Source organism: Streptomyces sp. NPDC057474, from assembly GCF_042802555.1.
Lineage (GTDB): Bacteria > Actinomycetota > Actinomycetes > Streptomycetales > Streptomycetaceae > Streptomyces.
Map to the genome: position 1 here is coordinate 1 of NZ_JBHVDX010000018.1, position 12,694 is coordinate 12,694.

At 68.7% G+C, this 12,694-nt stretch carries 14 protein-coding genes; 6 read left to right on the forward strand and 8 right to left on the reverse strand.

Features of this window, described 5'->3' with window-relative positions:
• Positions 1-61: 61 nt before the first annotated feature.
• The gene (locus ACFU53_RS07595; RefSeq protein WP_383987170.1) at positions 62-1,831 is read right to left on the reverse strand and encodes a relaxase/mobilization nuclease domain-containing protein; all 1,770 of its coding nucleotides are present in this window, start codon (positions 1,829-1,831) and stop codon (positions 62-64) included.
• Complete coding sequence (gene mobC / locus ACFU53_RS07600; RefSeq protein WP_383987173.1) at positions 1,831-2,148, reverse strand: plasmid mobilization relaxosome protein MobC; 318 nt, start codon at positions 2,146-2,148, stop codon at positions 1,831-1,833. Before mobC ends, ACFU53_RS07595 begins: the two co-directional genes overlap by 1 nt.
• 136 nt (positions 2,149-2,284) lie before the next feature.
• On the opposite strand from mobC, the gene ACFU53_RS07605 reads away from it, so the two are divergent.
• From ACFU53_RS07605 to ACFU53_RS07620, 4 genes are all read left to right on the forward strand, one after another.
• Positions 2,285-2,716, forward strand: coding sequence for a Secondary metabolite protein (locus ACFU53_RS07605; protein WP_383987175.1), 432 nt, complete (start codon positions 2,285-2,287; stop codon positions 2,714-2,716).
• Between the two features lie 294 nt (positions 2,717-3,010).
• On the forward strand, positions 3,011-3,544 hold the full coding sequence (locus ACFU53_RS07610) for a hypothetical protein (protein ID WP_383987178.1): 534 nt from the start codon (positions 3,011-3,013) through the stop codon (positions 3,542-3,544).
• A gap of 11 nt (positions 3,545-3,555) precedes the next feature.
• Positions 3,556-4,749, forward strand: coding sequence for an MAB_1171c family putative transporter (locus ACFU53_RS07615; RefSeq protein ID WP_383987181.1), 1,194 nt, complete (start codon positions 3,556-3,558; stop codon positions 4,747-4,749).
• Complete coding sequence (locus ACFU53_RS07620; protein WP_319135795.1) at positions 4,746-5,324, forward strand: phosphatase PAP2 family protein; 579 nt, start codon at positions 4,746-4,748, stop codon at positions 5,322-5,324. The genes ACFU53_RS07615 and ACFU53_RS07620 overlap by 4 nt, the downstream gene beginning before the upstream one ends.
• Before the next feature lie 522 nt (positions 5,325-5,846).
• Here ACFU53_RS07620 and ACFU53_RS07625 read toward each other — a convergent pair.
• Complete coding sequence (locus tag ACFU53_RS07625) at positions 5,847-6,473, reverse strand: hypothetical protein (protein ID WP_383987185.1); 627 nt, start codon at positions 6,471-6,473, stop codon at positions 5,847-5,849.
• 179 nt (positions 6,474-6,652) lie between these two features.
• A complete protein-coding gene (locus tag ACFU53_RS07630; RefSeq protein WP_383987188.1) occupies positions 6,653-7,669 on the reverse strand; it encodes a hypothetical protein in 1,017 nt (338 codons plus the stop codon).
• A 280-nt stretch (positions 7,670-7,949) separates the two neighbouring features.
• Here ACFU53_RS07630 and ACFU53_RS07635 point away from each other — a divergent pair, with 280 nt between their 5' ends.
• Together ACFU53_RS07635 and ACFU53_RS07640 are read left to right on the forward strand one after the other, a co-directional pair.
• Complete coding sequence (locus ACFU53_RS07635; protein ID WP_383987191.1) at positions 7,950-8,429, forward strand: DUF3293 domain-containing protein; 480 nt, start codon at positions 7,950-7,952, stop codon at positions 8,427-8,429.
• Between the two features lie 14 nt (positions 8,430-8,443).
• On the forward strand, positions 8,444-8,653 hold the full coding sequence (locus ACFU53_RS07640; protein WP_383987193.1) for a hypothetical protein: 210 nt from the start codon (positions 8,444-8,446) through the stop codon (positions 8,651-8,653).
• 187 nt (positions 8,654-8,840) lie between these two features.
• On the opposite strand, the gene ACFU53_RS07645 is transcribed toward ACFU53_RS07640, so the two are convergent.
• From ACFU53_RS07645 to ACFU53_RS07660, 4 genes are all read right to left on the reverse strand, one after another.
• Complete coding sequence (locus ACFU53_RS07645) at positions 8,841-9,638, reverse strand: 3-deoxy-manno-octulosonate cytidylyltransferase (RefSeq protein ID WP_383987196.1); 798 nt, start codon at positions 9,636-9,638, stop codon at positions 8,841-8,843.
• A gap of 55 nt (positions 9,639-9,693) precedes the next feature.
• Positions 9,694-10,815 (reverse strand): adenosylhomocysteinase, encoded by a 1,122-nt coding sequence (locus ACFU53_RS07650; protein ID WP_383987199.1) that lies wholly within the window; start codon positions 10,813-10,815, stop codon positions 9,694-9,696.
• A 27-nt stretch (positions 10,816-10,842) separates the two neighbouring features.
• On the reverse strand, positions 10,843-11,838 hold the full coding sequence (locus tag ACFU53_RS07655) for an NAD-dependent epimerase/dehydratase family protein (RefSeq protein ID WP_383987202.1): 996 nt from the start codon (positions 11,836-11,838) through the stop codon (positions 10,843-10,845).
• A 158-nt stretch (positions 11,839-11,996) separates the two neighbouring features.
• Positions 11,997-12,674 carry a phosphotransferase gene (locus ACFU53_RS07660; protein ID WP_383987204.1) on the reverse strand — a complete coding sequence of 226 codons (678 nt, stop codon included), beginning with the start codon at positions 12,672-12,674 and terminating at the stop codon, positions 11,997-11,999.
• Positions 12,675-12,694 lie beyond the last annotated feature (20 nt).

Consider the following 12,694-nt stretch of genomic DNA (forward strand, 5'->3'; position numbering starts at 1 on the left):
AATCGGGTGTCCAGGGGTTTCGCGCCGGCGGCAGGCCGGTGGCGGGCCTGCCGACTGCTGGTCAGCGGCGCGGCGGGCGGCTGTGCGGGTCCGGTGCGGCGGGCCTCGGCGAGGCCGGGGGCGCGGTCCGGACGCTGGCCGGGTTGGCGGGAGGCGTGGCGCGACCGGTGCCGGCCTGCGGGCGTCGGTTAGCTTCGCCCGAGTGGGCGGGGAGCTGGGCGAGGCGGCGCAGTCGCCAGACCAGGACGTCGTTAACGTCCTCGGCCGTGTCGAGTTCGCGCATGGCGATGGCCTCCTTCAGGAGGGCCTTCGGGTCGTAACCTGCCTGCTCGGTCTGAGCCAGGGTGGCGGCCAAGGCGTCGTTCTTCGTGCTCGTGCCGGGTCGGGTGCGGTTCTCGGGCAGGACGGTGCGGATGGTGGTCTCGTAGGCACGGCGCTGGGCTTCCGGCAAGGCTCGTCCCTGGTCGCGCAGGGACTGCATGGGTGTGGCGGCGGCTTGGCGGTAGGCGGCGCGAAGGTGCTCGGCGGCCTGCCGGGAGGCTTCGGCCTGCTGGGCGTGACCGCGTGCGGAGTGCCAGCGTGCTGCGGCCAGCGCCACCAGGACGAGGGTGGAGACGAGCATGGCGGTGGTGCCGCCGTCTTCTCCTCGGCCGAGCGCGCCTCCGGCCTGGATGATGCCCCGGGCCGCCGAGCGGATCGCCCGGGTGTCGGCGCGTTCGGCTCGGACGTGGCTGCGGGTGGCGCGTTCGAAGGAGCGGGCGGCGGCGCCGAGTTCGGCGCGGGTGGCGGCCGGGGAGGTCAGGGCGACCGCGTCCAGGAGTTCGCCGACTCCGACGAGTTGGCCTGCGGCTTCGTCGTCGTCGCTGTCCAGGAGGACTGCGGCTCGCTCGGCGATCCCGGTCGCGGTGCGTCGCCACCGTGCGGGAGGCGACCAGTTCGACCGGCCGCTGTCTGCTTCCGGCAGCGGGGCCTCGTCGGGGGTTCCGCCGGCGAGGCGGCGCTGGATCTTCGGATAGGAAAGGTCGGGGGCCAGGGTCGAGCCCGCAAACCAGACCGGCTCGCGGTCGCGGTTGCGGTCTCCGGGCAGCGCGACCGTGTAGCCGAGAATGTCGCCGGAAGGCGCGTGCCGCAGCTTGACGCGCAGGCCCGCCTCGCGAAGGCGGGTGAAGAACTCGGCTTCGCTGGCGGCTCCGGCGACGGCCTGGCGGACGGCTTCGCGCAGCGTCTCGCGCGGTGTCTCGGGTCGGCCGGTCCGCTCGGCTTTGAAGCGCTCGGCGCTGGTGGGCGTCTTGGCTCCGGTGCCGTCGCCGGGCTTGAGCCGACGCAGGCCCATCTCCTGTTCGATGCGACGGCATTCGGCCTGAGCCTTCTTGAAGTCGTAGTTCATCCTCGGGCGGCGCAGGTCGCCTCGGACCATGGTGGCGAGGATGTGGATGTGGTCGTCAGCGTGGCGCACCGCGACCCAGCGGCAGCCGTCAGGATCGCCTTCGGGGGCGAGGTTGACCGCGTGGACCAGACGGCGGGCGACGGTGTTCCACTCGTCGTCGGTCAGGGTCCGGTCGCCGGGGTCGGTACGGACCGAGCAGTGCCAGACGTGCTGGGCCGGCGCCTGGTCGCCAGCCTGCTTGACCCGCAGGTCCAGGGCAGCAGTGAGCCGGGCGAGGGTGACCTTGGGGTCAGTGTCGGGGCTGGTGTCACGGCCGGGGTCGGGGGCGAAGCCGTCCCAACTGCCGACGAGGTGGGGGTCCGTGTGCTCGTCGCGCTTGCCGGGGCCGTACAGGTAGACGAGCAGGCCGTGGGTGCGCGAGCCGCGTCGGATCTTGGGGACCATCAGAGGCGCTTCTTCACCAGGATGTCGGCCGCGTCGTCCACGCGGGTCAGGACGCGGTTCACGGTCGTCAGGGCGCGGTCGAGTTCGCCGGGGAGGGGCTGTCCTCCGGCGTTGTAGACGAAGGCGATCTGGTTGATGTTGTTGCCGACACGGGAGATGGCGGTGCGCAGAGCGGCCAGCTCGTCGATGGCGGCATCGAGCTGTTCGTTGGTATGCACGATGGTCGAACCGCGGGCGACAGCGAGGCCGGCGGCGGCGAGGAAACGGGCCACGGTGACGGCGCGCTGCTTGGCGGCGGCCCACCAGGTACGGAACACTGCACTGGACGAAATTCGAAGCTAACGTACACTGCAATTGCGCCAATCCGTCAACTGCGATGTCGGCACCTGAGACGCGCAGGCACGTGATCGCCACTGGAGTGGATAGGATCGCGGTCATGAGGAAGGGCTGGAGATGACCGAGAAGCGCGAGCGCACCTTCGCGGAGTTGCTCGACTACCTGTTCAGGGAGGTACACCCGAAGGGGCGCGGCTCGTACACGTACGCGGAGGTATCACAGGGCATCCGGGACACCTCCGGCGGAGCCGTCTCAGCAAGCGCCATCCAGCAGCTCCGCACCGGGACCAACACGAACCCGAAGATGCAGACCATCCGGGCGCTGGCCGGCTTCTTCGGCGTGCCTCCCGGCTACTTCTTCGACGAGGAGGTAGCCGAGCGGATCACCGCCGAGCTGTCACTACTCGCGTCCATGCGGGACAACCACGTGCGAGATGTCGCCCTCAGAGCCTCCGGCCTTTCGACGGAGACCCTTGAGACGATCAAGGGGTTCATCGAGCGGGCCCGCACCCTGGAAGGGCTTGCCGACGACGAGACGTCCAGTCGGTAAACACAGCGCGACCGGGAGGCGTACGGCCGCCGACCGGGTCGAAGCTGTGACGCACGCCACTCTCGATATTTCGTGCGTGCCCCATGGCGGCGCCGGGGTTTATTGCCGCTCTATTCAGCCTTGATCAAGTGATACCGAATCAGGTGCATTCCTTGAGCGTCGCGCCGTTGAGCGGAATTTGAGCATGCAATTGGCATATCCACTTGAAGGTTGACGTACTGTTCGCATGCCGGAATACGGGGTTCCGGTGCCGCTTCTGCTGCGGTCACGTACAGCGCCACCTGCGGAGCCGAGTTGTACCTGCGTAGTCGACGAGAGCAGCCGGGTGACGGACGTCAAGGGCGCCCGGACTTCGAGGACCTGCTCGCCTCAATCGAAATCCCGGACCCTTTCGACGTCCAGGTCTTCTGTGACCGGATCGCAGAGAAGCGCGGTCGTGCGCTCCACCTGCACAGCGTCCCCGGCATCTCGGGTACCGACGCCCCGTGCGGTGTGTGGATCGCTACCGAGAAAGCCGACCACATCTTCCACGAGGCAGAGACCAGCCCGCTGCACCAAGACCACATCATCCTGCACGAGATCGGCCACATGCTCCTGGGCCACACGTCGATCCTCGACGGTGTCCAGTCGGCAGGCGGCTTGTTCGCGGACATCGACCCCGCCACCGTGGTCAGTCTCCTCACCAGGGCCAGCTACGGCACCGAGGACGAACGGGACGCCGAGCGATTTGCAGGGCTGATCGCCGGCAAAGCCGCCGCCTCCCGCACCAGCAAGGTCACACAAAGCAGTGTCCTCCAGCGCCTGGGCGACGCGCTCAGCGACTCGTAAGGGCGCCCGGAATGATCGACACACTTCCTGCGGTCCTGCTGTGGCTGGTCGCCGCGTGGCGCACCCCGGCCGCATGGCGCGATTCCGGCAAGCGAGTCCTGTGGACCGCCTTTCTCGCCCTCGCCGTTGCCATGACGCTCAGGTTGTCCTTCGTCGCCGTACCCGTGGATGCCGCCCTCGGGGTCAACAACCTGAGTTCTCTGGGCAAGCACATCGGCGGCATCGTCGCCGCGCATGCGGTGCTGACCTTCGTGCACAACATGGCCGAGGAGAAGGCGTCCGGGCTCAAGTCCTCCCGCCTCCACCTTTTCGTCCCCGTCGGCGCGGCAGCCATCATCACGATGCTGTTCTTCGCCACTCCGCAGCCGCACGAGGCGGTAGACCTGCTCACCGAGTACGCCACCGACTGGCGCATCGCCGCCTACGGAGGAGTGTGGACGGCGTACCTTGGCGCGGCACTGTTCAGCGCCTCCAGGCTGTGCTGGCGCTGGGGCCGGCAGCCCGGCACCGGCCTCCTCGGCCGCGGTCTGCGTCTCACCGGCATGGGCACCACCGTCGGCATCGTCTACGCCGCGCACCGCGTGGCCTTCGTGATCCTGGGCTTTCTGGGACACAGCGTCATGCCGGCCAGCACGAGCGAGGCGATCAACGGTCTCCTGCTCTTCACCGCATTGATCTTCATCGTGACCGGCAGCACGCTGCCCGCCGCCGGACGGCTGCACCGCTGGAGCCGCGAATACCGCGACCTGCTGCAGTTGTATCCGCTCTGGCTCAACCTCACGGAGGCTGTACCCGACGTCCGGCTCGACCCGCCGCAGCGCAGGACATCCGAGACTCTCCACCTGCGTCACGTTCACGGCCGACTGTATCGCCGCACCATCGAGATCCGTGACGCCGTTCTGGCCCTCAGCGACCACGCCCCCAGCAACCTGCACGACCAGGCCCGCGCCCACGTCGCGGCCTCCGGCCTCATCGGCGCGCAGGCCGACATCGCCGCGGAAGCCTGCTGGATCATCGGCGCCAGACAGGCCCGGCAGGCCAGCGAGCCCTCGTCCGGCGAGGCCCGCCCTCCCGCCAGCGGCGGCAGGGATCTGCCCAGCGAGATCCACGCGCTGAAACAACTCGCCAGGGCCTACGACTCCGACCTCACTCGCACCTTCGCCGCCAAGCTCGACCACGCCCGAACGCTGGAGATAACGCAGTGACCGAGTCCCGCACGGCCCGCCTCATCACCGACACCCTCGCGCCGGCCAACCTCGTCATCGCGATACTGCTGATCATCGGCTGGCACAGCGCGAGCAGCGTCACGGGGCTCGGATGGGGCGTGCTGGCAGCCCTGTTCTGCGGCGGCATCCCGTTCGCCGTCATCATGCTCGGCGTGAAGCGCGGCCACTGGACCGACAAGCACATACGAGTCCGTGAGCAGCGAGCCGTCCCCCTCCTCGCCACGACGGCATCGGTGCTCATCGGCATTTCACTGCTTGTCGCCCTTGGCGCTCCCCGCCAGGTCTTCGCCCTGGTCGTCGCCATGCTCGTCGGCCTCATCGTGACCATGATCGTGACTGTCTGGTGGAAGGTCTCGGTACACACCGCCGTTGCCGGCGGGGTGGTCGTGATCTTGTTGCTCGCGTACGGCATGAGCATGGCGCCGCTGATGCTCGGAGTCGCAGCCATCGGCTGGTCCCGCGTTGCCCTCCGCGATCACACCCCCGCCCAAACCGTCGTTGGCGCCCTGCTCGGCGGACTGGCAGCCGCCGTTGTATTCAGCCTGATGCGCTAAGAAGCAGTCCTTCCGAATGTGATCGCTGACTTTCCGCTGGTCAGGCATGGTTTCGGTGTTGCCGAGGGAGGCTTGGACCGTTCTGTTCGTCGAGGGCGGTGTGGAGGCGGTCGGTGTCATCGGTGAGAGGCTTGCTGAAGGAGCGGGAGCGGGTGGCCCGGGTGGCCGTGGAGGAGCTTCAGTCGGAGGCGGACCGGATCCTGGCCGCTCTCGGTGAAGCCGAAATGGTGCTGGGGAGCGCCGGGCAGAGGATGGAAGCTGTCCTCGCGCATGTCGTCGCGGACGGTGACGCAAGTACGCGACGCCTGGTTACGCCACCAGTCCTGGACGACGTCCCGTACGGACTCGGCCCGTGGGCCGGCACTGACTGCGCGCCGCACTGTATCGACGGCGTGTCGGCCCACCGTGCCGACGGGGCCGGTCTCGGGGTCCGCGACCATGCGACGGAGCAAGGAGCGCGGCCCGTATCGGGTGTCGTCGGTTCAAGTTCCGCGGACTTGAAGCCAACGGCATGGTCACCTGCTACCGGATGGCTCGGGGCTTGGTGCCCTGCGCCTTCGTTCGGCGGCCAGCCCCAGATTCCCCGGCGGACTGCGCTTCCTTCTTCGCCAGTTTCCGCACCGCCTCCCTCTCCCAGTTCTTCTCCCGGGCCAGTTTGATCCGCCGCTCCCGCTGCGCTTCCTCAGGGGTCAGCCGCATGTAGGCGAGCGCGATGTTGGGGAGACTGCGCTGGCGATCGATGCCCCGGTCCGCGACGGGGACGGGTCGGGAGGCCGGGAACTCCTTGTAGCTGGCGGCCCGGGCCTTCTTCTTCCGCTTAGCCCCGGGTGATTCCATGAGTCCGGGCACCGCCGTGCTCGACGGCTTCCTGGCATTGGCCGGAGCAGCGGGCGAGGCCCTCTTCTTCCGCTTCCCCGTCGGTTTTCCGTGCCTGGTCGCGGCGGGGCTCGATGGCTTCTCCGTCCTGACCGGTGCGGCGCCCAGCCCGTTGCGCCGCCGCTCTGCGTCACGGGCGAACGCCAGCTCCTGCAGTACACGCAGACGCCGGAGTTCCTCCTGCTGCCGGGACAGCCGCTTCGCGGCTTTGCTCCGCTTGTCCTCGGCCTTCACCGGCGGCTTGCCAGCCGGACTATTCCCGGAGTTGCCCATCACACCCCCACAAGTCACCGATCCGTGCGGACGAAGACCCACCATCCGCTGCGGCCCTCCCCCCAAGCAGCTGCCCCCCTGCGCTCACACCCCACCACTAGGACAGGAGATGCGGGAACAGCCGCCTGACCAGCGTAAACGCTGGGTCTCGTCTGGTGAAGGGGGCTGCGGCTGCTGTGTCAGTCAGCCAGAAGAATGTGGCAACGCGACCAGTCGACCGTCCACTCGCCTTCGACCTTGTAACCGGCCTCGCGGTGCACCTGCTCCGTCGCACGTTCCAGGAGGCTGCGCAGCCCTTCCAGCGTTCCGGGGTCCTGCGACTCACCGTCGGGTTCCAGGACGTGGGCGCGGTACATCACGTGCTGACTTCCGGCACGCGTCCCCACGACCTGGACGGTGGGCGCGTCGCCGTTGTTCTCGACTGAGACGTGGCAGCGGAACTCGCTCGATTCTCCGTCCAGGTCGTCATAGGAGCAATCGATGTCCTCGGTTTCGTCCAGGGGATTGGTGGCGTCGTTTTCGCAGAAGTGCCACACGAGGTGCCATGACCCGGCCGCGTTCCAACTCTCAGCGTTCAGCTTCAGTTGGGCGACTTCAGTGAGGACGGTGAGACTCCGGAGCGACCACGCGTGGAAGTCCGGCGGGAATTCGCCGCTCAGGGCGTAGGACGGATCCTCACCGATCCCGCCGGCGTAGGCGGCCACGAGTTCCAGGACGTAACCGTCGTCGTCGACGCCTGCATGGGCCCGACGTTCGTCTACCTTCGCGTAGCGCTCCTGGTCGGCCTCGCAGTGCCAACAGAGGCCAGGCATGCCTTCCCACGTGCAGGCATCCGTCTCCTCAACCTCGACTGCCCCGGCATCCGCGAATGCAGGGGCCGGTTCCTCGCTCGGAGCAGGGGCGGCCCGGTACGGGTTGAGGCAGACTGCCTCCAGTCGCGCCTGTCCGGCACGGCTGTTGCTCAGCCACTCGGGCACCTCGTCGCGTGTATCGACCGCACGTGCCTGCAGGGGTCGGTCCGCGCCGCGGTAGAAGGCGATGTCGCAGGAGTCGTTGAGCCACTGGTCGAAGATCTCGTCGGTCCCCGGCCGGCCGAGGCCGCTCGACTCGGCAGTGCGGAACAGTTCCCGCGCGGTGGCGAGGTCGATGACCGGCAGGCCCGCGCGGCCTGGCTCTGTCTCGGAGGGTACTGGCATGTCGGGCAGCCCCGGAGTCGAAGGACCCCGGTAGCGCGCTGCCGCACCCCGGTGATCTGCACTTTCCCGCGCACCTCACGCGGGTCGGCCGTCACACGACCGGGCGAGAAGCTAACACCCGCACCGATCTCACGCAATATCTTCACAACCCCTTGCTTTAGCGTCGGGATCATGGAATCTTGCCGTCTGGCCGACCCGGCCGAGCCCCATGACCCTTTGGGGCGAGCACCGATCTCCCTGCACGAGGTGTAAGGGGGTCTTCGTTCCACAGGAGGCCCTTGTGCACGCCATCGACGCACCCGGCACGCCCCGCAACTGGGAGCTCTACCGGACGGCAGTCGTCGACATCCGGTTCGGAGACCGGGCCGTTCGAGTCGAACCGCGTCCTCGGGGCACGGCCGAGGGTTTCTTCCCCGTACCTGCCCGCAGCGTCACCGTCCATGTGATCACCGCCTGGAACCCCCGTGGCCGTACCACGTCGGACGGCGTCAACGCCTGTGCCCAGCGCGTGCTGCTCGACGAGATCCGTCGCTGTGGTCTCACCTCGTGGCCCGCAGAGGGCGGCGATGCGTGCGGTACGCATCGTGAGGAGAGCGTCGCCGTCGTCGGCCTGAGCGATACCGCAGCGCGTGACCTGGGACGCCGCTTCGGCCAGGACGCGGTGTTCGCCTGGACCCCCGACGCCTGGCGGGCCCTGGCATGCGAAAGCGGTGCCGTGGCGGTAAGTGGATGGGCAGCGTCCGGGCGAGCGTCGGCCTAGGCAGGAGTGAAGCGATGGGCATGTATCCCATGCGCACCCCGGCTCGCTGTCCCCGCTGCGGCAGACGCCTCTGCGATCCGCCGGCTGAGCGGGTCGGAGTCGACGGCTTCCCGGCTGAGGTGACGTACGAGAGTGACCCCGTGTGCGGTGGGCGCTGGCACGTGTGGGACAGGACGTCCCCGCTGCGCCGCCTGGCCCGCCCCCATGTGGACGGCACGGGATGACGTCAGGGCAGCCTGGTGAACCTCGATCCGCTCCCGGGGCAGGCCCGCGCGTCCGTCGCACCGCCCGTAATCGCGTTCAGCGCGTCGGTGGCGTCCTCCAGCCTCATGTCCCGAGGAGCCGGCCTGCTTGAGCGCCGAGCCTGTGTCAGGCAGGTTGAACTGTCGACTACGACGGTCGGCCGGCTTGTCACCGACCGGAACCAGAATCTCTCGAGCGGCGACGTTGGCTGTTCAAGGACTCTTGGGACTGGGATCGCAGCATCGCGCACGCCCTTTCGAGGTCCTCCGGCGTGTCCACCGCGATGCCCTCGTCCTCGACGGGAAGCATCCGTACGCCGTGCCCGTGCTCGACAAGCCGGAGCATCTCGACGCCTTCGGCGCGCTCAACCGGTCCCTGTTCGAGACGCCGGAACAGGTCGAGTCCACTGCGCGTGAAGCCGTAAAGGCCGAGCTGTCGCAGGTAGTTCGGACGATGGCCCCGCGGATACGGGATCGGCTGCCGGGAGAACATGAGGGCGTTGCCGTTCTCGCCGACCACGACTTTGACGACGTTGTGGTCGATGACCGATGCCGCGTCGTCCAGCTTCGCGTACGCGTTGACCGCCAGGGTCTCGGCGCTGAGGTGGAACAGGGCCTCCGACACCGCGTCGATCGCGGCGGGAGCGATGAACGGTTCGTCGCCCTGGACGTTGATGTACGCGTCGGCCTGGACGAGTTGGGCGCACTCGGCGACGCGATCCGTCCCGGTGGGGTGGTCGCCGGTCATCACGCAAGGGATGCCGAGTCGGCGGCAGGCGGCTTCGATGCGCTCGTCGTCGGTGGCGACCACGGCGTCGTCGATCCGCTTCGCCTCCTGACAGCGCTGGTGGACGTGCCACAGCAGCGGCATGTCGCCGAGCAGGGCCAGGGGCTTTCCGGGAAATCGTGAGGCGCCCCAGCGGCAAGGGATCACCGCTATGTGGCGACGCGCTGCGGTGGCGGCCACGGCGTTCTCCTGTCGGTCAATGGCGGATCAAGGGCGTGTGGGACGGGGTACGTGATCACTTAGCGAAGTGATCGAGCCAGACCTTCGCGATGGCCCGACGGTCGGACGAGGGCATTTCGTGCAGTCCCGCCTCGTGGTCGCCGCGGCTGAGCGCTGCGGTGGCCGCGAGGATCTCGGCCTGCACGAGGTGGATGTACGTACCGACGGACGCGCCGTGGACGAAGTTGACGGCTCCGCCATCGGCGAGAACGAAGAAGTGATGGCCCGTCACGTCGTACCGCGTCAGATGCTCCCCAGCGGGTGTCCGCCGGTAGCGCCCGTCGAGCGAGTCCAGCTCGAGTTCGTCCTCGGAGGACGTCACCGAGGCCACATAGGCGCCGTTGCGCAACGCCTCGAAATGGCCCTGCCGCAGCGCCAGGTTGCCGGTCGCGCACAGTACGAGGTCGGCGTCGCGGAGTGCCTCGGTGCGGGAAGTGGCCGTACGGAACCCCTGGGAGTGTGCCTGCACCCGCTTGACGGGGTCGCTGTCGTAGACGGTGACGCGTACGTCGTTGGCGCGCAGGGTCTGGGCGATGGCGCGGCCGACCTTGCCGAAGCCGATCACGCAGGCGCCCCGGCTGACCAGGATGTCGCCGCGAGTGCGGACCAGGGACTCGGTGGAGAAGACGATGGACCGCCCCACCAGGTGGTCTTCGCAGTCCTTCAGAGGGGAGCGGGCCACCGAGAAGACGGGGCAGGGCAGTTGGCCGAGTGATGCGTACCGCTGGTGTCCGTTCTCGGTGTCCTCGACGACGCCGACGATCTGGCCGGAGAACTTCTCGACGAGAGTGCCGAGGCTGGGTGCGAAGTAGCCCCCGATGTCGAGCAGTACGACGTCACGACCGGGAGCGGTGACCTCCAGGTACTCCAGGGCGCTGGTGGGGTCCGTGAACAGGCCACGGCTCAGGGGGTGCACGGTGTACTCGCGGTGCACCTCCGTAAGGGTCTGCTGGGAGATGGATCTGGGCTTGGGCAGCACGGCCGCGACCGTGGTGGTCCGGGCCATCGCGTGGAGGAACGCCGGGCGCTCGGGGAGCAGGTGGGTGATGATCAGCGAGCTGAGCTGTCCGTCGGCGGGGAATTGCGCGGTGATCCGGCGGAAGAAGGCGTCCCGCCGGATTTTTTCGGGGCTCTCCACGGCAACTCCTGTCAGGTCGCGAGATGGTCAGGCCGCGGCGCGGTACGTGGGGTGGGTCAGGGCCTGCATCTGGGCGCGCATGCCGTTGTGAAGGTCGACCGTGGGCTGCCAGCCCAGTAGGTCGTGGGCGCGGCCGGGGTTGGCCCGGGTGGTCAGGACGTCGCCGTTGCGTGCGTGCTCCGCGTGGATCTGGATGTCGCGGCCGACGAGGCTCTTGGCGATGTTGATCACTTCGAGCAGGGAGGCGTTGGAGCCGCCGCCGACGTTGACGATGCCCGTGTCGTTCGGAGCGGCGGCAGCCGCGATGGTGGCTGCGACCGCGTCGTCGATGTAGGTGAAGTCCCGGCGCTGATGGCCGTCGCCGTACAGACGGAGTGGCTGTCCGGTGATGGCGGCCAGGAGAGCGCGGTGCGTGAACATGTCGGGGCGTTGGCGCGGCCCGTAGACGGTGAAGTACCGCAGAGCGACGACGTCCGTCGGGCAGTCGGCGCGGGCCGCGTGTGCCAGGCAGAGCTGCTCCTCGGCGAGCTTGGTGACCGCGTACGGGGAGGCCGGCCGAGGATGGTCGCTCTCGACACTGGGACCGCCGCTGGTGGGTCCGTAGACGCTGGAGGAGGAGGCCACGACCACGCGAGGGACGCGCATACGGGTGGCGGCGTCCATCACTCGCTGGGTGGCGAGGATGTTGGAGGCCACGTAGTCGCCGAAGTGCGGGCCCCACGAAGCTCGTACGCCGGGAATGCCTGCCAAGTGGAAGATCACGTCCGCGTCGAAGAGAAGCGGATCGATCGCGCAGGTCAGCAGGTCCGCGGTGATGTGCATGTATCCCGGGAGGCCGTGCGACGCGGCGAGGTTGGCCGCTGCCGTCCGGTCTGTGGCGGGGTCGCGACGGTCGACGCCGATCACGGTGGTTCCTGCCTGGAGCAGGCCGTGGGCGAGGTGAGAGCCGATGAATCCGGCGGCCCCGGTCACCACCGCGCGCCGGGGCGTCGGTGTGGTCGAGGCGGAGGTGCTTTCTGACACGTAACTCTCCAGAGGTCGGTGGGGTCGTCAGCTCAGTCGTGCCAGCACGGTGCGGCCGTGGGCGCTGAGGGCGAGGTCGTCCTGCTCGTGTCCCCGGACCAGGGCGGTGGCGGCTTCGATGGCGCCGAAGGACTCCAGGAGGTGTTGCTCGGCGTCGCTCAGCTCCCTCCCGACGCGGCGAAGAAGGCGCCGCGGAGATGAGGGGCGGCCTGCCAGCGACGGAACTTGAGCCGGGCGAAGTCCCGGATGCGGGCGTCGCGTCGCATGTGCTCGAAGTCGCAGATCCAGAAGCCGTCCCCGATGAGCCAGTTCCTGGGCTGGTAGTCGAGGTGGCACACGGCGCTCTCCACCTGGACGTGGGACAGGAGGTCCGCGACCTGCAGCAGGCTCCTTCTCTCGTCTGTCGACAGGAGGTCAGCGCGGTCGGCCCTGTCGACCCAGCCTCGGAGCCGACCGGCCAGTTCGACGCCGATGCCGCCGGTCTTGGGACCTGCCGTGGCCCGGTGGAGGGCACCCAGTACAAGGCCGGCGTTGTGGTGAGCCTGTTCTTCCTCGGCCGAGCCCGGCGGCAGGAGGTCGCCGCTCTGCCCGCGTATCGCTGTGAGCAGCAGAGTGCGTGTGGAGTCCTGTCGGCCGACCAGCTCAGGGGCGTGGCCTCGAAGGTGGTGTCCCCACGTCAGGTAAGCGTGCGCCTCGTAGACATACCGGTTCCGGCTGGCGTGCTGCTTGGCGAAGTAGGCGTTCCCGCGGGCATCGACAAGGTGCAGCAGGTGAGGCGGTAGGGCCGGGTCCGCGACGATGTGGACGGCTCCGACCGTCTGCCGCGCAAGTTCCATGCGCGGGTCGTCGTACGCCG